The 18,825-nt window shown below is 72.2% G+C and carries 16 protein-coding genes; all 16 read left to right on the top strand.

Annotated features, from left to right (window positions below):
- The 16 genes from ACFQRD_RS01135 to ACFQRD_RS01060 all read left to right on the top strand — a co-directional run bounded on the left by ACFQRD_RS01135 (position 1) and on the right by ACFQRD_RS01060 (position 18,771).
- Entirely contained in the window at positions 1-1,791 is a 1,791-nt protein-coding gene (locus tag ACFQRD_RS01135) for a peptidoglycan D,D-transpeptidase FtsI family protein (RefSeq protein ID WP_377803302.1), read from the top strand.
- A 74-nt stretch (positions 1,792-1,865) separates the two neighbouring features.
- Positions 1,866-3,413 carry a UDP-N-acetylmuramoyl-L-alanyl-D-glutamate--2,6-diaminopimelate ligase gene (locus tag ACFQRD_RS01130; RefSeq protein ID WP_377803489.1) on the top strand — a complete coding sequence of 516 codons (1,548 nt, stop codon included), beginning with the start codon at positions 1,866-1,868 and terminating at the stop codon, positions 3,411-3,413.
- Between the two features lie 2 nt (positions 3,414-3,415).
- Complete coding sequence (gene murF, locus ACFQRD_RS01125) at positions 3,416-4,888, top strand: UDP-N-acetylmuramoyl-tripeptide--D-alanyl-D-alanine ligase (RefSeq protein WP_377803301.1); 1,473 nt, start codon at positions 3,416-3,418, stop codon at positions 4,886-4,888.
- Entirely contained in the window at positions 4,885-5,985 is a 1,101-nt protein-coding gene (gene mraY, locus ACFQRD_RS01120) for a phospho-N-acetylmuramoyl-pentapeptide-transferase (protein ID WP_377019021.1), read from the top strand. The genes murF and mraY overlap by 4 nt, the downstream gene beginning before the upstream one ends.
- Positions 5,982-7,505 carry a UDP-N-acetylmuramoyl-L-alanine--D-glutamate ligase gene (gene murD / locus ACFQRD_RS01115; protein ID WP_377803300.1) on the top strand — a complete coding sequence of 508 codons (1,524 nt, stop codon included), beginning with the start codon at positions 5,982-5,984 and terminating at the stop codon, positions 7,503-7,505. The genes mraY and murD overlap by 4 nt, the downstream gene beginning before the upstream one ends.
- Entirely contained in the window at positions 7,502-9,094 is a 1,593-nt protein-coding gene (gene ftsW, locus ACFQRD_RS01110) for a putative lipid II flippase FtsW (protein WP_377803299.1), read from the top strand. The genes murD and ftsW overlap by 4 nt, the downstream gene beginning before the upstream one ends.
- Complete coding sequence (murG, locus tag ACFQRD_RS01105) at positions 9,091-10,182, top strand: undecaprenyldiphospho-muramoylpentapeptide beta-N-acetylglucosaminyltransferase (RefSeq protein WP_377794381.1); 1,092 nt, start codon at positions 9,091-9,093, stop codon at positions 10,180-10,182. The genes ftsW and murG overlap by 4 nt, the downstream gene beginning before the upstream one ends.
- Positions 10,183-10,217: 35 nt before the next feature.
- A complete protein-coding gene (gene murC / locus ACFQRD_RS01100; protein ID WP_377803298.1) occupies positions 10,218-11,816 on the top strand; it encodes a UDP-N-acetylmuramate--L-alanine ligase in 1,599 nt (532 codons plus the stop codon).
- 545 nt (positions 11,817-12,361) lie between these two features.
- On the top strand, positions 12,362-12,994 hold the full coding sequence (locus ACFQRD_RS01095; protein ID WP_377794379.1) for a cell division protein FtsQ/DivIB: 633 nt from the start codon (positions 12,362-12,364) through the stop codon (positions 12,992-12,994).
- Between the two features lie 243 nt (positions 12,995-13,237).
- The gene (ftsZ, locus tag ACFQRD_RS01090) at positions 13,238-14,704 is read left to right on the top strand and encodes a cell division protein FtsZ (RefSeq protein WP_377019031.1); all 1,467 of its coding nucleotides are present in this window, start codon (positions 13,238-13,240) and stop codon (positions 14,702-14,704) included.
- A complete protein-coding gene (pgeF, locus tag ACFQRD_RS01085; protein WP_377803297.1) occupies positions 14,701-15,435 on the top strand; it encodes a peptidoglycan editing factor PgeF in 735 nt (244 codons plus the stop codon). The genes ftsZ and pgeF overlap by 4 nt, the downstream gene beginning before the upstream one ends.
- Before the next feature lie 148 nt (positions 15,436-15,583).
- On the top strand, positions 15,584-16,072 hold the full coding sequence (locus ACFQRD_RS01080) for a cell division protein SepF (protein WP_377019032.1): 489 nt from the start codon (positions 15,584-15,586) through the stop codon (positions 16,070-16,072).
- 8 nt (positions 16,073-16,080) lie between these two features.
- Positions 16,081-16,371: a YggT family protein gene (locus ACFQRD_RS01075; protein WP_377019034.1), complete on the top strand. Its 291-nt coding sequence runs from the start codon at positions 16,081-16,083 to the stop codon at positions 16,369-16,371.
- 95 nt (positions 16,372-16,466) lie between these two features.
- Positions 16,467-17,165 carry a DivIVA domain-containing protein gene (locus tag ACFQRD_RS01070; protein ID WP_377019035.1) on the top strand — a complete coding sequence of 233 codons (699 nt, stop codon included), beginning with the start codon at positions 16,467-16,469 and terminating at the stop codon, positions 17,163-17,165.
- 59 nt (positions 17,166-17,224) lie between these two features.
- Complete coding sequence (gene lspA / locus ACFQRD_RS01065; RefSeq protein WP_377794376.1) at positions 17,225-17,848, top strand: signal peptidase II; 624 nt, start codon at positions 17,225-17,227, stop codon at positions 17,846-17,848.
- Positions 17,845-18,771: an RluA family pseudouridine synthase gene (locus ACFQRD_RS01060; RefSeq protein WP_377803296.1), complete on the top strand. Its 927-nt coding sequence runs from the start codon at positions 17,845-17,847 to the stop codon at positions 18,769-18,771. The genes lspA and ACFQRD_RS01060 overlap by 4 nt, the downstream gene beginning before the upstream one ends.
- Positions 18,772-18,825: the final 54 nt, after the last annotated feature.

Below are 18,825 nucleotides of genomic sequence, written 5' to 3'. Positions count from 1 at the left end.
ATGGCGCGGTCCCGCAGCTCGCGCACCACCCGGGCCCGCCGGCCCGCGGGCGGGGCGCGCTTCCCCCAGGCCCGGGTCGGCGCCCCGGCCGTTCGTCACCGGTTGCTGATCTGCATGATCATGGTCGCCGTCATGGCACTGTCCGGACGGTTGATCTGGGTCCAGGGCCTGGACGCGAGCGCGCGGGCGCAGGAGGCGATCGAGCAGCGCACCGTCGAGCGCACCATCCCGGCTCTGCGCGGGGACATCCTCGACCGTGACGGCACCACGATGGCCAGCTCCGTCGAGCGCTACGACCTGTGGGTCAATCAGCGGCAGGTCGACGACTACAAGCAGAACGCCGAGGAGGGGGAGGCCTCCGGCGTCGAGGCCGCCGCCCAGGAGCTGGCGCCCGTGCTCGACATGTCCGTCGCCGACACCGAGAAGGCCCTCACCGGCGACAGCGGCTTCAAGTACCTGCAGAAGAACGTCGACCCCAAGGTGCGCGACGCGGTGATCTCACTGCGGATCAACGGCATCGGCGCCGACCGCGTCGCCGACCGCATCTATCCGGCCGGGTCCGTCGGCGGCAACATCCTCGGCTTCGTCGGATCCGACGGCACCGCGCTGGCCGGCACCGAGCTGTCGTTCGACGAGGCACTCAGCGGCACCGACGGCAAGACCACCTACGAGCGCGGGGCCGGCGGTCAGATCATCCCGACCGGGAAGCAGGAGACCACCCCTGCCGTCGACGGCAGTGATGTGGTGCTCACCATCGACCGCGACCTGCAGTGGAAGGCGCAGCAGATCGTCGCCGGAGCCGTGGATCAGTGGGGCGCCACCGGCGGCAGCGCGGTCGTGCTGAACGCCAAGACCGGTCAGGTGCTGGCCCTGGCCGAGCACCCCACCTTCGACCCCAACGACCCCGGTGCCGCCGAGGAGAAGAACCGCGGCAACCGGTCGATCTCCAGCGTGTTCGAGCCGGGCTCGACGGGGAAGCTGTTCACGATGTCCGCCGCCCTGGAGGAAGGAAAGGTGACGCCGGAGTCGCAGTACGAGATTCCCTACGAGAAGTACTTCGACGGGCACCGGATCAAGGACTCCCACTACCACGAGCACCAGCGGCTCACCCTCGCGGGCGTGCTCAAGCACAGCTCCAACGTCGGCACCGTCCAGGTCGCCGAGACCCTCTCCCCGGACACTCGCTACGACTACCTGCGCGCCTTCGGCCTCGGCGAGCCGACCGGGGTGGAGCTGCCGGGCGAGTCCGCCGGCATACTCCGCCCGGCCGATGAGTGGAACGGGCGCACCCGCTATACGACATCGTTCGGGCAGGGGTACAGCGTCAATGCCCTGCAGATGGTCTCCGCCGTCGGCACCTTCGCCAACGACGGCGTGCGGGTCCAGCCCTCGCTCATCGACGGCACCCGTCAGGAGGATGGCAGCATCGAGCCGGCTCACCAGGCCGAGAGCACCCGCGTGGTCTCCAGCGAGACCGCTGCGACGATGCGCGCCCTCATGGACAACAACGTCGAGGAGGGCTCCGCAGCCAGCGTGACGGGCTATGCCACCGCCGGGAAGTCCGGGACCGCGCAGACCGGGAAGGACACCTATACCGCCTCCTTCATCGGTTTCGCCCCGGCCGACGACCCCGACCTCGTGGTCGGCGTGTTCCTCTTCGGTCTGGACAGCTTCATCTCCGGGACCAAGTCCGCCTCCCCCGCCTTCTCCGAGCTGACCACCTTCGCCCTGCAGAACCAAGGCATACCGCCCACCGGTCAGCCCGGCCGCGAGCTGGAGAACGAGTGGTGAGCGACGCCGTGCCCCCTGCTCCTCAGCCTCCCGCGGACTCTGCGGCCGACGGATCCCGCGACGCGGAACCGATCATCGACCCCGCTCGGCCCCGTCGGCCCGCAGGCGCGGGCGCAGGTGCCGTCGCGCGCGCACTGGGAGCCCCTGCGCCCGTCGAGGATCTGCCCCTGACCGGGGTCACCCTCGACTCCCGCAGCGTCATGCCCGGGGACCTGTGGTGCGCGCTGCCGGGAGCCACCGCCCACGGCGCCGACTTCGCCGTCCAGGCTCGCGAGCTGGGGGCGGTCATGGCGCTGACCGACCCCACCGGCGAGGAGCGCTGCCGCCGCGCCGGTCTGCCCGTGCTCGTGGTCGAGGACCCCCGGCGGGCCACCGCCGTCGCCGCGGCGCTGGTCCAGGGCAGGCCTGCCGACCACCTTCGCACCATCGGCGTGACCGGCACCAACGGCAAGACGTCGGTGACCACGGTCGTGACCCGCGCGCTGGACGCCCTCGGCGTGCCCGCCGGCGTGATCGGCACCAGCGGCACCACCTACCGCTCCGCCGACGGGACCGAGCATGCCGTCTCCACCGTGCGCACCACGCCCGAGGCCCCCGAACTGCACGGCATCCTCGCCCGCATGCGCGAGGACCGCGTGGAGGTCGCCTCCATGGAGGTCTCCAGCCACGCCCTGGTCCTCCACCGGGCCGACGGTCTGGTCTTCGACGTCGCCTGCTTCACCAACCTCAGCCAGGACCACCTGGACTTCCACGGCTCGATGGAGGAGTACTACGCCGCCAAGCGACGCCTGTTCACTCCCGAGCACTCGGCCCGCGGCATCGTCTGCGTCGACGACGAGTGGGGCCGGCGGCTGGCCCGCGAGGCAGAGGTGCCCGTGACCACCTATGCCACCCTGCCCGGGGTGCAGGCGGATCACTCCGCGAGCGACATCCGCGCCGAGGAGTACGGCAGCACCTTCACCGTCCACGGCCCCGAGGGGACGCGCACGCTGCACGCCGCCCTCCCCGGCCGCCACTACGTCGCCAACACCCTCGCCGCCGAGCTGCTGCTGGCCGCGGTCGGGCACAGCGGCCCCCACGTGACGCGCGCCCTCGCCGAGGCCGGCACGGTGCCCGGTCGGATGGAGCTGGTGGCCCTGGAGCCGGTGCGCGGCGTGGTCGACTACTCCCACACCGCCGACGCCCTCGAACAGGCGCTGAGCACCCTGCGCACCGTCCCGGGCACCCGACGGCTGCTGGTCGTGATGGGAGCCGGCGGGGACCGTGACCGCAGCAAACGACCGGCCATGGGCGAGGTCGCCGCCCGCCTCGCGGACGTGGTGATCATCACGGACGACAACCCCCGCACCGAAGACCCGGCCGAGATCCGCCGCGCCGTGCGCTCCGGCATCCCCGCAGGGACGAACGCGCAGGTCCACGACGTGGAAGGACGGGGCGACGCGATCGATCTCGCCGTCCGGCTGGCCGACGTGGCAGACACCATCCTCGTGGCGGGCAAGGGGGCCGAGGCCGGACAGCAGATCGGCGGTATCGTCCATCCGTTCGATGACCGCCTCCGGCTGCGCGACGCGCTGGCCGCGCGCGGCGGATCGGGCGCCGACGACACCGACGGAGGACGCTGACCATGCTCACAACCACGGCACGGGAGATCGCCGACATCACCGGCGGCCGACTGGTGGGCGGAGCGACCGGGGACGAGACCGTCACCGGCGAGGCCCGCATCGACTCCCGAGAGGTCACCACCGGTGACCTCTTCGCCGCCTTCGCCGGCGAGCACGCCGATGGCCACGACTACCTCGGCGTCGCCCGTGAGGCCGGCGCCGCGCTCGCGCTCGCCTCCCGGGACCTCGGGGTGCCCGCGGTCCTGGTGGACGACGTGCGCGAGGCCCTGTCCCAGGTGGCGCGGGCCCAGCTCGCACGGGCCCGGGAGGTGGGTCCGGACCTGGTGGTCGTGGCGATCACCGGAAGCGCCGGCAAGACCGGCGCCAAGGATCTGCTCGGCACGATCCTGCGCACACAGGGGCCGACGATCGCACCCGTCGGAAGCTTCAACAATGAACTCGGGCTGCCGCTGACAGTGCTGCGGCTGACCAGCGAGACCCGTTTCCTCGTCCTCGAGATGGGCGCCCGCGGCATCGGGCACATCGCGGCACTGACCGCCATTGCGCGCCCCGACATCTCCCTCGTCCTCAACGTCGGCAGCGCCCACCTCGGCGAGTTCGGCAGCGTCGAGGCGATCGCGACGGCCAAGAGCGAACTCGTCGAAGCGCTCGAGGCGACCGGACGGGCAGTCCTGAACGCGGAGGACCCGCGAGTGGCGGCGATGGCGTCCCGCACCGCCGCCGACTCCCTGATGTGGGGCTTCACCTCCGGCGACGTGCGTGGGGACGACCTCACCCTCGACGACGAGGCGCGGATCCGCTTCACCCTCGTCGTCCCCGAGGGAGTGACCACCCTGCGCGGCGAGCCGATCCCGGCCGGGCGCTTCCCGGTGCGCCCCGACCTCCTCGGCGAGCACCTGGCCGCCACGGCGGTGGCCGCCCTGAGCGCGGCGCTGGCCGCCGGGGTGGACCCCGCCGCCGCGGTCGCCGCGCTGGATGGTGCCAAGCTCGCCTCCGGCCAGCGCATGGAGGCCATCCGCGCGGGCGGCGCGCTGATCATCGACGACGCCTACAACGCGAACCCGGATTCGATGCGGCACGCGCTGAAGACCCTGGCCCACCTCGGACGGGGGCGCCGCACCATCGCGGTCCTCGGCGAGATGCTCGAGCTCGGCCCGGACTCGGTGCGTCTGCACGACGAGATCGGCCGGCTGGTGGTGCGGCTGAACATCAGCCAGCTGTATGTCGTCGGCGACGGCGCGGCCCCCATCCACCATGGCGCGGGCCTCGAGGGCAGCTTCGGGGGCGAGTCCGAATACCTCGAGACCGTGGAGGATGCGATCGCTGTGCTAGAACGTACGGTGGCGCCCGGAGACGCGGTGCTGCTGAAGTCGTCCCGGGACGCCGGCCTGCGGCAGATCGCCCAGCCACTGATCGCGCACCTGGAGCGGCAGGTTCAGCCCACCTCGCGGGCGGATGGAGGAGACGACGCATGATCGCGATCATCATCGCGGGCGCCGGTGCCCTCATCCTCTCCATCGCGGGGACCCCGCTGTACATCAAGCTCCTGGTCAAACGCGGCTATGGCCAGTTCATCCGCGACGACGGACCCACCTCGCACGCCACCAAGCGCGGCACGCCCACCATGGGCGGCGTGGCGATCATTCTGGCCACGATCCTCGGATACTCCCTCTCCCACCTGGTGCTGCTGACGCCCCCCAGCGTCTCGGTGCTGCTGGTGCTGTTCCTCATGGTCGGGCTCGGCGTCGTCGGCTTCCTCGACGACTACCTCAAGATCTCCCAGCAGCGCAGCCTCGGTCTGCGTCCCCGCGCCAAGCTGCTCGGCCAGTTCCTGGTCGCGACCGCGTTCGCGGTGCTCGCCCTGCTGTTCCCCGACGGCGAGGGCAACACCCCGGCCTCGACCCAGCTGTCCCTGGTGCGGGACATCCCCTGGCTGGATCTCGCCTTCGGCGGGACCGTGCTCGGCTTCATCCTGTTCGCGATCTGGGCGAACTTCCTGGTCGCGGCCTGGTCCAACGGGGTGAACCTCACGGACGGGCTCGACGGTCTCGCGAGCGGGGCGACCATCATCTTCACCGCGACCTATCTGGTCGTGTGCTTCTGGCAATGGCGCCAGGTGTGCAACGTCGATCTCGACGCCGGGGGAATGGTGCGCTGCTACGAGGCCCGGGACCCCCTGGACGCCGCCGTGCTGTGCGCCGCGATCATCGGGGCCAGCGTCGGCTTCCTGTGGTGGAACACCTCGCCCGCCAAGATCTTCATGGGGGACACCGGCTCGCTCGCCCTGGGCGGCGCGATCGCGGGGCTGACGATCGTCTCCCGCACCGAGATCCTGGGCGCGATCATCGGCGGCCTGTTCGTGATGATCTCGCTGTCGGTGATCATCCAGGTCGGCAGCTTCAAACTCACCGGGCGGCGCGTGTTCCGCATGGCACCGCTGCAACACCACTTCGAGCTCAAGGGCTGGAACGAGGTCACCATCGTGGTGCGCTTCTGGATCGTCGCCGGCATCCTCGCCGGGGTGGGCCTGGGCATCTTCTACCTCGACGCCCTGCCGAGGCTCACCTCATGACCGCGACCGCGACCGGGCCTGCCGGCCGGCCTCGCGCCGTCGAGGACCGGCCCTGGCCCGGGCTCGACGTGTCTGGACTGCGGATCCTGGTCACCGGCTTCGGCGTCTCCGGCTACGCCGTCGCGGACCAGACCATGCAGCGCGGTGCCCGGGTGCTCGTCGTCGACGGCTCCGAGACCCCCGCGATCCGCGAGCGGGCCCAGATCCTCGAGGTGCTCGGGGTCGAGGTCCGCCTCGGCCGGGAGCACACCCTCGCCCTTCCCCGCGACCGCGAGATCGACCTGGTGGTGACCTCGCCGGGATGGCGACCCGATCAGCCGCTGCTGACCGAGGCGGCAGAAGCCGGGATCCCCGTGTGGAGTGAGGTCGAACTGGCCCGCCGGATGCAGGCGCCCGACGGGCCCGCCTGGCTGGGGGTCACCGGCACCAACGGCAAGACCACGACGGTCACCATGCTCGAATCGATCCTGCAGCATTCGGGCCTGCGAGCAGTGGCCTGCGGCAACGTGGGGCTGCCCGTCATCGAGGCGGCGCTGGACCCCGAGGGCTTCGACGTGCTGGCGATCGAGCTGTCCAGCTTCCAGCTGCACTGGACCGAGCACCTGGACTGCGAGGCCGCCGCGGTGCTGAACGTCAGCGCGGACCACCTCGACTGGCACGGCGGCGCCCAGGAGTACGCGCGCGCCAAGGGCAGGATCTACGAGGGCGTGCGCACCGCCTGCATCTACACCGTCGCCGACGAGACCACCCTGCGCCTGGTCGAGGACGCCGACGTCGTCGAGGGCGCCCGGGCCGTCGGCCTGACACTGGGCTCACCGGGCCTGTCCGAACTGGGCGTGGTCGACGGGGTCCTGGTCGACCGCGCCTTCCTCGCCGAGCGTCGCAGCGCCGCGGCCGAGATCGGCACCCTCGCCGACCTCGAGCACCTCGGTCCGGACGGGGCCGGCCCCCACGTCGTGCTCGACGCGCTGGCCGCGGCGGCGCTGGCGCGTGCCTACGGCGTCCCGGCCCCAGCGGTCCGCGACGGACTGCGCGCCTACCGGATGGGCGGTCACCGGGCGGAGCAGATCGCGACGGTGGACGGCATCACCTTCGTCGACGACACCAAGGCCACCAACCCGGCCGCCGCGGCCGCCTCGCTCCGTGCGGCCGAGCGCATCGTGTGGATCGCCGGAGGTGACACCAAGGGCGCGGACCTCAGCGAGCTGGTCGCCTCCGCCCGCGATCGGCTGACCGGGGTCGTCCTGCTGGGACGCGACGAGGCGCCGTTCACCGCGGCACTGCAGCGACACGCCCCCGACGTCCCCGTGCGGCGCATCGATCCGGGTGACACTGACGATGCCGCCGGGCGCACCCGGCTCATGGAGGATGCGGTCCAGGCCGCGAGATCCCTCGCCACCGCAGGGGACGTGGTGCTGCTGGCACCGGCCGCCGCGTCCATCGACCAGTTCCGTGACTACGCGGAGCGGGGGGATCTGTTCGCGGCGGCCGTATCCCGACTGCCAGGAGCGAGCGCATGACGATCGACGAGACCCGTCAGACGCAGCGGACCCCGCAGGGGCAGCGGACCCGGCAGGGGCAGGATTCCCGCCGGTCCGCCGTTGTCGTCCGTCCCGACGAGGACCAGCCGCTGGGGAACATCGGGACCCGCGTGCGTGACGGCGTCGGCTCCTGGCTGCGGTCCCCGGCCCTGGACTTCTACGGACTCATCATCGTCGGGACCCTGCTGATCGGCGTGGGCCTGGTGATGGTCCTGTCCTCGAGCGCGGTCCTGAACATCTCGCGGGGCAACTCGGGGTTCGCCGGGCTGTTCCGGCAGGGCACCTTCGCGGCGATGGGGCTGGTCCTGCTCGTCGTCGCCGCCTGCCTCCCGACCGGGTTCTACCGCAAGGCCGCCTGGCCGCTGCTCGGCCTCGGGCTGGCGCTGCAGTGCCTCGTCCACGTCCCCGGTCTCGGGGTGGAGGTCGACGGCAACCGCAACTGGATCAGCATCGGCGGCCAGACCCTCCAGCCCTCGGAGTTCCTCAAGCTCGCCCTCGCCGTATGGCTGGGAGCCCTGCTCGCGACCAAGCGCCCCCTGCTCCACCGGCCCGGACACATGCTGTTCCCGCTGGTCCCCGGCATCGTCGCCGCGCTGGGCCTGGTCGTCCTCGGTCATGATCTCGGCACCGCGATGGTGATGTGTCTGCTCGTCGCCGGGGCCGTGTGGGTGGCCGGCGTGCCACGACGGTGGTTCCTGGCCGTCGGCGCCGCGGGCCTGGCAGGCGTGATCGCCCTGACCATCACCAGCGCGAACCGTATGGCCCGCATCGGCAATTGGCTCCATGGCACCTGCGAGGGCGACTCCTGCTATCAGGCCGAGCAGGGTCTGATGGGCCTGGCCGAGGGCGGCTGGTGGGGCGTCGGGCTCGGCGAGTCCCGCATGAAATGGGGCCGGCTGCCGGCGGCCGAGGACGACTACATCTTCGCGATCATCGGCGAGGAGCTGGGACTGCTCGGCACCCTCGGCGTGCTCGCCCTGTTCGCCGTGCTCGCCCTGATCATGTTCCGCATGATCACGCGGATCGAGGACCACTTCACCCAGATCACCATCGCCGGCATCAGCGCCTGGCTGCTGGGCCAGGCCTTCGTGAACATGATGGTGGTCACCGGCCTGCTGCCCGTGATCGGTGTGCCGCTGCCCTTCATCTCCTCGGGCGGTTCGGCCCTGCTCGCCTCCATGGCGGCACTGGGAGTACTCATCTCCTTCGCCCGCCGGGAGCCCGGCGCCCGCGAGGCGATCGGCGCGCGCATGGGGGCGGTGCGCCGTTCCATCAGCGTGCTGCCCGCACCGCGCGACGCCGCCGGGAAGTCCGACGCGCGCCCGCGCCGCGGCCGGGCCAAGACCGGGCGGAGCTCGACATCGTCGAAGACCTCGACGGCAGGACCCTCGGGCCCCTCGGGGTCCTCGAAGCCCGGCGGTACCCGGACGTCCGGCGGACCCTCCGGGACCGGCGGCTCCCGGAAGCCCGCCGGCACGCACAACGCCGCGGGCAGCCGGAACTCCACCGGGTCCCGCCAGTCCCGGGCGTCGCGGAAGTCCGCGCCGTCCTCACGGAGGACACGATGACCGCGCCCGCCCCCGTCCGCATCCTGCTCGCCGGCGGCGGCAGCGCAGGCCACGTCTCCCCGCTGCTCGCCACCGCCGCCCAGATCAGCCGGCGCACCCCGGATGCCGAGGTGCTCGTGCTCGGCACTCCGGACGGCCTCGAGACCGATCTGGTCCCTGCCGCCGGCTACGAGCTGGCGACCATCGACAAGGTGCCCTTCCCGCGGCGTCCCGACGGCGCCGCACTGCGCTTCCCCGCCCGCTTCACACGCACATTGCGCGAGGTCCGCACGCTCCTGCGCGAGCGCCGGATCGACGTGGTCGCCGGTTTCGGCGGCTACGTCTGTCCGCCCGCCTACCTTGCCGCCGCCTCCGCGGGCCTGCCCGTCGTCCTGCACGAGGCCAACCGGCGCCCCGGCCTGGCCAACCGGCTCGGAGCCCGCCGCGCCGCCGCCGTGCTCACCGCCCTCGAGGGCACCAAGCTTCCCGGAGCCCGCCACATCGGCATGCCGATGCGGGAGGGCATCGCCCACCTCGACCGGGCCGCGCGCCGCGACGAAGCGCGCCGGGCGCTGGACCTCGACCCCTCGGCGCCGGTCCTGCTGGCCACCGGCGGCTCCCTCGGCGCCCAACGCCTCAACCGTGCCGTGGCCGAGGCCGCAGACTCCTTCATCGCCGCCGGCACCCAGATCCTCCACATCACCGGCCGGGGCAAGGCCGACGGCCTCACCGGACGACCCGGCCACCGGGTCGTCGAGTACGTCACCGCGATGGAGGACGCCTACGCCGCCGCTGACCTCGCGCTGACCCGCTCCGGAGCCGGCACGGTCTGCGAGCTCACGGCGATCGGCCTGCCCTCGGTCCTGGTCCCGCTGCCGATCGGCAACGGCGAGCAGGCCCTGAACGGCCGCGACGTGGTGGCCGCCGGCGGCGCCCTCATGGTCGAGGACGCGGACCTCGATGCCGCCCATCTGCGCCACCACGTCCTCCCGCTCCTCCAGGACCCCGAGCGCCTGAGGACCATGGCCGACGCCGCCCGCGCCTTCGGCATCACCGACGCCGCCGAGGTCATGGCCGACGTCGTGACCGGCGTCGCACGCCGAGCCTGAGCCGGTCGCGCCCACCGCCCGGCTACGGTGACCACATGAGCCCCGTCGAAGCCCGCCCCGGCCATTGGGATCACCCGGCGCCGCGCTCCATCCTGCGCCCCGGGGACGTCATCACCCAGCCCAGCTGGCCGGCCGACCGCGCGGTCCGCAGCCTGCACGTGGTCCGCATCGGAGGCGCCGGCATGTCCGCCGTCGGCCGCCTCGCCCTCGAGGCCGGTCTGCAGGTCAGCGGCTCCGATTCCCAGGACGGCCAGTTCATCGGCCCTCTGCGCGAGGCGGGGGCCCGCATCGGCATCGGCTTCGACGCCGCCCTGCTGGCCGAGGATGTCGACGTGGTCGTCGTCTCCACCGCCGTTCGGCCCGACAACCCCGAGGTCCTCGCCGCGCACGAGCGCGGCATCCCCGTCATCCACCGTGCCGCCGCCCTCGCCGGTCTCCTCGCGGGCAGGGAACTGGTCGCCGTCGCGGGGACGCACGGGAAGACGTCGACCACGGGCATGGCCGTCATGGCGCTGCGGGGCGCCGGCCAGGATCCCGCCTGGGCACTCGGCGCGGCCGTGCCGGACCTCGGTCGCAATGCGGGATTCGGCGCCACCGGCGACTACTCCGCGCCTGGCAGTGCCTCCACGGCCGGTGCCGCCTCCGCGCCCGGCGCCGACTCCGCGCCCGACGGCGCGACCGGACCCGGCGGTGGCATCGCAGTCATCGAGGCCGACGAATCCGACGGGTCCTTCCTCGCCTTCTCGCCGCGCTCCCTGGTGGTCACCAACCTCGAGCCCGACCATCTCGACTTCCACGGCGACGAGCAGACCCTCACCGCGGCCTTCGACGCGCTGACCATGCAGATCGTGCCCGGTGGCAGCCTTATCGTCTGTGCCGACGATCCCGGCGCCCGCGCGCTGGGGGAGCGGGCCGCGGCTCGCGGCGTCCCGGTGACAACGTACGGCAGCGATCCCGGCGCCGACTGGCGGGTGCTGTCCGAGCGCGGCGGCGCGGCCGGGGCCGAGATCGAGATCGGGACATCCGCGGACCGGTACACCTGCGAGCTCTCCGTGGCCGGCCATCACAACGTCCTCAACGCGGTCGGGGCCCTGGCGGCCGTCAGCGCCGCCGTCCCCGACGCGGACGTCGGCGCGCTGCTGGGAGGCCTGGCCACCTTCACGGGGGCCTCGCGGCGCTTCGACGTCGCGGGCCTGGCCGGGGGAGTGACCGTCGTCGACGACTACGCCCACCATCCCCGCGAGGTCGCCGCCACCATCGAGGCCGCCCGCGGCATCGTCGAGACGCAGCAGCGCGGCGGTCGCGTGCTGGTCGCGTTCCAGCCTCACCTCTTCTCCCGCACCCGCGACTTCGCGGCGGACTTCGCCGCAGTGCTCGGCGGCGCCGATCGGTCCTGGGTGCTGCCCGTCTACGCGGCCCGCGAGGACCCCGACCCGGGCATCGACGCCCGCACCATCACCGCCCACGCCCCCGGCGCGAGTGTGCAGCCGCTGACGGCGAGCGACGAGCTCCCCGCGACCGTGCGCGAGGTCGCGCGGCCCGGGGACCTGCTGCTCATGCTCGGCGCGGGAGACGTCGTCGAGCTCACGCCTGCCGTGATGGCCGCCCTCGATTCGCCACGGGAGGAGACGTGATGGCTCGCCGCCCCACTGCTCCGCGGCCGGTCCGGCCGACCCGGCCCGCATCCCCCGCGGCCCGCCCCGCCGCGACCCGGCGACCGGACGGCTCCTCGCCGTCGGCGACGAGTCCCAGCTCCGCGGCGCCTGCCTCCCGGGAGCGGTCCTCGCCCTCGTCGTCCGCGGGATCCTCGGCGACCTCTGCTGCCTCGGCATCATCGCCCGCCTCCGCGAATCCGGTCGCGTCCACGACCTCACCGAACCGGCGCCCGGCGCCGCAGTCCCCGTCACCCGCGCCGGCGCGGACGAGGCCCACCGGGGCGCCGCGTCGCTCGGCGTCATCCCGTCCGGAGAGTGCCGGCACCACAGGAACCGCTGGTCCGCGCGCGAGGAGCGTCGGTCGGCGCGGTGATGCCGGTCGCGGCACGGCCGGTGGCGATGGCGCGGAGGGCGGCTCCGTCGTCCCGGCCGCCGGTCGCTTCCGCGACCTCGTCGCGGGCCGCCCCTGGCGCCGCCGCCGCCGGGCGATCCTGGCCACGGTCTCGGCGCTCGCACTGCTGATCGTGGCAGGCCTCGCCACCGCGGTGTTCCTGCCCTCGCTCCAGGTCCGCGAGATCACCATCGCGGGGCTCGGCTACGTCGAGGAGCAGCAGGTGCGCGAAGCGGTCGAGGGCCATACCGGGGACAGCGTGCTACTGCTGCCGGGCTCCGAGATCGCCGAGGACGTCGCCGGTGTCCCGGGAGTGGAGTCCGCGGAGGTCGAGCGTGCCTGGCCCGACGGCGTCCACGTCACCGTCACCGAGGCCACCCCGGTCGCCCAGCTGACCCGGACCGACGGGAGCACCGCGGTGCTCGACGCCCAGGGGCAGGAGCTTCCCGCCGCAGCGGCCGAGGGGGCCACTCTGGTGCCCTTCGTGCTCGATGAGAACTCCTCGGACCCTGAGGGCGCCACGGCCGCGATGAGCGAGGTCCTCGCCGCCATGCCGGAGACGCTGCGCGGGTCCGTCCAGAAGGTCTCCGCCTCCAGCGACAGCGATGTCACGCTCGAACTCGCCCTGGAGGACGGCGGCACCAAGACGGTCGTGTGGGGCGACGCGGCCGACTCCGAGCTGAAGGTGGATGTGGTCCAGGCACTGGTCTCCCAGCCGGGCGACGTCATCGACGTCTCCTCCCCGGTCGCCCCGGTCACGCGCTGATCTGCCCTCGCCGGCCCACGCTGCGAGCCGGAGGATCCACGGGCGGTGATCCATCCCGCCATCCGCGGCCGACACGCGCCCGTGGTGTTTGCGTGCACGAGTCCTCGTCCATAGCGTCAAAGGAAAGGAGAGGCGCCCCGAAGTCCGAACCTCGAGTCGAGGTTGAGGGTTCTTCGGCAGTCGGCGACCAGATGCGACGCAGGCCCCTCTCTGCAGGTGAACGACAAGAGCAAGGACCCAAACGTGGCCGGAACCCAGATCTCCCTAGCAGTCATCAAGGTCGTCGGCGTCGGCGGCGGAGGTGTCAACGCTGTCAACCGCATGATCGACTCCGGCCTGAAGGGCGTCGAGTTCATCGCGATCAACACCGATGCCCAGGCGCTCCTCATGTCGGACGCGGACGTCAAGCTCGACGTCGGCAAGGAGATCACCCGTGGTCTCGGTGCCGGCGCCGACCCCGAGGTGGGCAAGCGCGCCGCCGAGGACCACGCCGAGGAGATCGAAGAGGTCCTCCGCGGCGCAGACATGGTCTTCGTGACCGCCGGTGAGGGCGGCGGCACCGGCACCGGTGGCGCCCCGGTCGTCGCCAAGATCGCCCGCAGCCTCGGCGCGCTGACGATCGGTGTCGTCACCCGACCCTTCACCTTCGAGGGACGCCGCCGCTCCACGCAGGCGGAGTCCGGCATCGACGCGCTCCAGGCCGAGGTCGACACCCTCATCGTCATCCCCAACGATCGCCTGCTGTCCATCGCGGACAAGCAGGTCTCGATGCTCGATGCCTTCAAATCGGCGGATCAGGTCCTCTTGTCCGGTGTCCAAGGCATCACGGACCTGATCACCACGCCGGGCTTGATCAACCTCGACTTCGCCGACGTCAAATCCGTCATGCAAGGGGCCGGCAGCGCCCTGATGGGCATCGGCTCGGCCCGCGGGGACGACCGTGCCCTGCAGGCCGCCGAGCTCGCCGTCTCCAGCCCGCTGCTGGAGGCTTCGATCGACGGCGCCTACGGCGTGCTGCTCTCCATCCAGGGCGGCAGCGACCTCGGGCTGTACGAGGTCTCCGAGGCCGCTCGCCTGGTCCAGGAGGCCGCCCATCCCGACGCGAACATCATCTTCGGCTCCGTCATCGACGACGCCCTCGGGGACGAGGTCCGGGTGACCGTCATCGCCGCCGGTTTCGAGGGCGGCGGGCCCGCCCCGCGCGCGGAGACCCCGCCGCTGCAGCGCTCCGAGCCGATCCCCGCTCCGCGCGCCTCCTCACAGCAGTCGCAGCCGTCGGCCTCGGGCACGGAGCGGCCGGCCGCTGTCGGCGCGGGCGCCGGTGCGGCCGCCACGCCGGGTGCCTGGGGGCTGCCGCAGCAGACCTTCTCGCCGTCCCGTCAGGACCAGGCCGGATCCGCGACCGAACAGGCCGGGTCTGCTCAGGGGCAGTACGGCCAGACCGGCCAGAACGGTCAGTCCGGCCAGTACGGTCAGGCCGCCCAGAGCGGTCAGTCGGGACAGAGCGGCCAGGCAGGTCAGAACGGCCAGGCGGAGGAGCACGGTCAGTCCGGTCACCACGGCGGGGAGCAGCAGGCCCAGCCCCCGCAGCAGGGTCAGGACGGCTCGCAGTCGGCGCCCCGCACCCAGGAGGAGCCGGCGCGGCCCCCGCGCATCGAGGAGCCGCCGTCGGACGACGACGACCTCGATCTGCCGTCGTTCCTGAAGTGAGCTCAGCTCTCCCGGTGCGGACCTCGCGACATCGCGGGGCCCGCGCCCTGTTCACGGGGCGGACCGGGGGAGTGAGCACCGGAGACTTCACCGGGCTGAACCTGGCACGTCACGTCGGGGACGACGCGGAGTGCGTGGAGCACAATCGTCAGCTGGTGGCGGAGGCCGTCGGTGCGCCGCTCGTGTTCGTCGACCAGGTCCACTCGGCCGACGTCCACGTGCTGCCCGAGACGGGGCCCGTCCCCGTCGTCACGGCGGATGCGCTGGTCACAACCCGGCGCGACGTGGCGCTGGCCATCATGGTCGCCGACTGCCTGCCGGTTCTGCTGTCCGACCCGGTCTCGGGGACCGTCGCGGCGGCCCACGCCGGTCGCGCCGGACTGCTCGGCGGGGTGCTGGAGAGGACCGTGGTCGAGATGGCGCGCTTCGGTGCCCGGCCCGAGGATGTGACGGTCACCGTCGGCCCGTCGATCTGCGGGCAGTGCTACGAGGTGCCGGAGCAGATGCGGGACCAGGCCGCCGAGCTCCTGCCCGCCGTCCATGCCGTGACCCGCTGGGGCACGCCCGCTCTCGACCTGCGCGCCGGGGCGGTCGCCGTGCTCACCGAGGCCGGGGTGCCGGCGGGCGCGATCGACGCAGGCGCTGCGTGCACACTCGAGGACGAGGAGTACTTCTCCTATCGGCGAGCGGCACGGACCGGTCGCTTCGCCGGCGTGATCCGTCGGGAGTGACCTCGCACGACACGGCCCCACGACACGCCGACCGCTTCCCGTGGAGGCGGAAAGCCCTGCTGTACTTTCTGGGGAGAAGGGCTTCCACGCACTCCCCGTGCTTCCCCGAAGCCCAGGTCAGCGTGAACAACGAACTGGGAGATCTGCGATGGGCAACTGGCGCAACGCCATGGTCGCACTCGGCCTCGCCAATGAGGTCGACGACGAATACTACGAGGACGAGCGGATCCGCCAGGACGAGGCGGCCGCTCCGGCTCGCCGCACCGAGCGTGGCCCGGAGCCCGCACCCGAACGGGAGGCCCAGGTGACCCCGATCCGACAGCGGTCGAACGTGGTGCCCATGGCGCCCGCAGTGGAGGAGTCGATGCATCGCATCACCACGATCCATCCGCGTTCCTACAATGACGCCAAGGCGATCGGCGAGTCCTTCCGTGACGGGGTCCCCGTCATCGTGAACCTCTCGGAGATGCAGGACGGCGACGCCAAGCGCATGGTCGACTTCTGCGCCGGGCTGATCTTCGGCCTGCGCGGCGACATCGAGCGCGTCACCTCCAAGGTCTTCCTGCTCTCGCCGGAGTTCGTCGAGGTCGACGGGGACACCTCGGCCGACGACACCGGCTTCTACAACCAGAGCTGAGCATTTCGGTGCAATTCGTCGCCGCGGTGCTGTACATCGCCGTCCTGGTGTACACACTCGTTCTGCTGGCACGTCTGGTCCTGGAATGGATCCAGGCCTACGCCCGTGACTTCCGCCCCTCGGGGCTGGTGCTGGTGCTCTTCGAGGTCGTCTACACGCTGACCGATCCGCCCGTGAAGGCACTGAGGCGCCTGATCCCTCCGCTGCGCCTGGGCCCCGTCGCCCTCGACCTGAGCCTGATGATCCTGCTCGTCGGCGGCTGGATCCTGCTTGCCGTGCTGGCCCCGCTCGCGCGCTGATGCGCGCGGCGTCCAGGACGTCCTCCAACATCCGCTAGGCTGTCGGCACCGCGCCGTACGCGCACCACGACCCCAGAACGACGAGAAGGTGACCCATGGCTCTGATGCCCGATGACCTGCTGTCCAAGCGGTTCACCCCGGTCCGGTTCTCCGAGGGCTATGACATGGACGAGGTGGACAACTACCTCGACAACGACATCCTGCCGCGCCTGCAAGAGCTGATCGACGAGAACAACCGCCTGACCAAGGAGCTCGAGGAGGCGCACAACCGCATCGCCGAGCTCGAGTCCGCGCCTGCTGCCGCAGCGGCCACCGACGCCCCGGTCGTCGAGGACGAGGCGGTCATCGACGAGACCCCGGTCTCGGCGACGGCGGATGTCGACGCCGAGACGACGGCTCAGCAGCCCGCGGTCGCGGAGGCTCCGGCCGAGGAGCCCGTCGCCGGCGCTCCCGCTGTCGCCGACCAGGGCAGCCCGGACCAGTCCGCGGCCGGCATCATCGCCCTGGCGAACCGCCTTCACGACGAGTACGTCAAGAACGGTGAGGACGAGCGCGACCGGCTCATCTCCGAGGCCAACGAGGAGCACCGCCGCATCGTCTCCGAGGCGGAGGAGAAGTCCCGCACCACGCTGGCCGAGCTCGAGACCAAGAAGGCCGAGCTCGACAAGACCATCGAGGGCCTGCGCACCTTCGAGCGCGACTACCGCAACCGTCTGCGCAACTACCTCGAGAACCAGCTCCGCGAGCTGGACACGAGCGAGACGCAGGACAAGCAGGCGAACTTCGGTCTGTGAACCACGCTGCTTCCACGCCGACGAGCGCCGGGCCCGAGGGGTCCGGCGCTCGTCGCCGTGTGAGCCGTCTCGTCGTCCTGACGGGGATGGCCGCCGTCGCCGCGGTGATCGCCGTGGCCGACCAGATCACCAAGGCATGGGCGGAGCACAACCTGACGGAGCTCGAGCCCCAGCCGTTCCTCGGTGAGGTCCTCCAGCTGACGCTGCTGTACAACTCCGGCGCGGCCTGGGGGATGGGCGCCGGGATCACCCCGGTGGTGACCTGCCTGCAGATGGTCATCGTGATCGGCGTGCTGATCTTCGCCGTGCGCGCGGTGCGCTCGCTCTGGTACACCCTCGCGCTCGGCCTCATCCTCGGAGGGGCCCTGGGCAACATCCATGACCGGCTGCTGCGCGACCCCGGCCCCTTCCGCGGCGAGGTCGTCGATTTCCTCGAGCTGCCCAACTGGCCCGTCTTCAACGTGGCGGACATGGGCGTCGTCGGCGGCGCCATCCTCATCGTGCTGCTGGGGGTGCTCGGCCATGCCGCCGATCCGGCCGTGGCCGAGGCCGAGGCACGAGCTGGAGCGGAGCGGGCAGAGACCTCGCCGTCCGCCGTCGACGGACCGAGCAGCGAGGACGGACCGAGCACGGACGACCGGCCGAGCGCCGACGACGCATCGAGCACGGAGGACCCCCGGTGAGCTCCTCGCGCTTCCTCATGGTTCCCGACGGACTCGCCGGCGAGCGCGTGGACGTGGGCATCTCGCGCATGCTGGGCCTCTCGCGCAGCCGTGCCGCCGACCTCATCGACGGCGGCCACGTCGAGATCGACGGGCAGGCACCGTCACGCTCCACCCGTCTGGAGCCCGGGGCGATGCTGAACGTCGAGCTGCCCGATGAGCGTCCCGCCGCCGAGGTCCGGCCGATGATCGCCGAGGGCATGAGCCTGGTCCACCAGGACGACGACATCGTGGTGATCGACAAGCCCGTCGGCGTCGCCGCACACCCCAGTCCCGGCTGGTCCGGGCCGACGGTGCTGGGGCATCTCGCCGCCGCCGGCGTGAGCATCCGCACCAGCGGTGACCCCGACCGCCAGGGCATCGTCAGCCGGCTGGACGTCGGCACCAGCGGCCTGATGGTCGTCGCCCGCACCGAGCGCGCCTACACCACGCTGAAGGACTCCTTCCGCGCCCGCGAGGTCGGCAAGGTGTATCACGCCGTCTGCCAGGGGACCCCGGACCAGCCGCAGGGCACCATCGAGGCCCCGATCGCCCGCTCCCCGAACCACGACTACAAATTCGCCGTGCGCCGCGACGGGAAGCACTCGGTGACGCACTACGAGACGCTGGAAGCGCTCCACGGCGCCACGCTGCTGAAGGTGCGACTGGAGACCGGCCGCACCCATCAGATCCGCGTGCACCTGGCCGCGCTGCACCATCCGCTGGTGGGCGACCCGCTGTACGGCGCGGATCCGACGCTCGCGGCGCGCATCGGCCTGATCCGTCAGTGGCTCCACGCGATGGAGCTCAGCTTCGTCCATCCGGTCAGCGGCCGGGAGGTCACGTTCGTCTCGCAGTACCCGCGCGACCTGCAGGATGCGCTCGAGGCACTGCGCAGCAACTGACCGGCCGTGGCAGATCCCGCCGCAGCACCTCGCGCGATGGCCACCGGTGACGCG

This window comes from Brachybacterium sp. GCM10030268, from assembly GCF_042666305.1.
GTDB lineage: Bacteria > Actinomycetota > Actinomycetes > Actinomycetales > Dermabacteraceae > Brachybacterium.
Note: the sequence above shows the minus strand (reverse complement) of the source record. Positions and strands in the feature narration are given on the sequence as shown.

Bases quoted from the DNA above. Each gene is read 5' to 3' on its own strand.
- mraY (WP_377019021.1), top strand. From the start codon at position 4,885: ATGATCGCGATCATCATCGCGGGCGCCGGTGCCCTCATCCTCTCCATC.
- murG (WP_377794381.1), top strand. From the start codon at position 9,091: ATGACCGCGCCCGCCCCCGTCCGCATCCTGCTCGCCGGCGGCGGCAGC.
- ACFQRD_RS01070 (WP_377019035.1), top strand. From the start codon at position 16,467: ATGGCTCTGATGCCCGATGACCTGCTGTCCAAGCGGTTCACCCCGGTC.
- murD (WP_377803300.1), top strand. From the start codon at position 5,982: ATGACCGCGACCGCGACCGGGCCTGCCGGCCGGCCTCGCGCCGTCGAG.
- ACFQRD_RS01135 (WP_377803302.1), top strand. From the start codon at position 1: ATGGCGCGGTCCCGCAGCTCGCGCACCACCCGGGCCCGCCGGCCCGCG.
- ACFQRD_RS01080 (WP_377019032.1), top strand. From the start codon at position 15,584: ATGGGCAACTGGCGCAACGCCATGGTCGCACTCGGCCTCGCCAATGAG.
- murC (WP_377803298.1), top strand. From the start codon at position 10,218: ATGAGCCCCGTCGAAGCCCGCCCCGGCCATTGGGATCACCCGGCGCCG.
- murF (WP_377803301.1), top strand. From the start codon at position 3,416: ATGCTCACAACCACGGCACGGGAGATCGCCGACATCACCGGCGGCCGA.
- ftsW (WP_377803299.1), top strand. From the start codon at position 7,502: ATGACGATCGACGAGACCCGTCAGACGCAGCGGACCCCGCAGGGGCAG.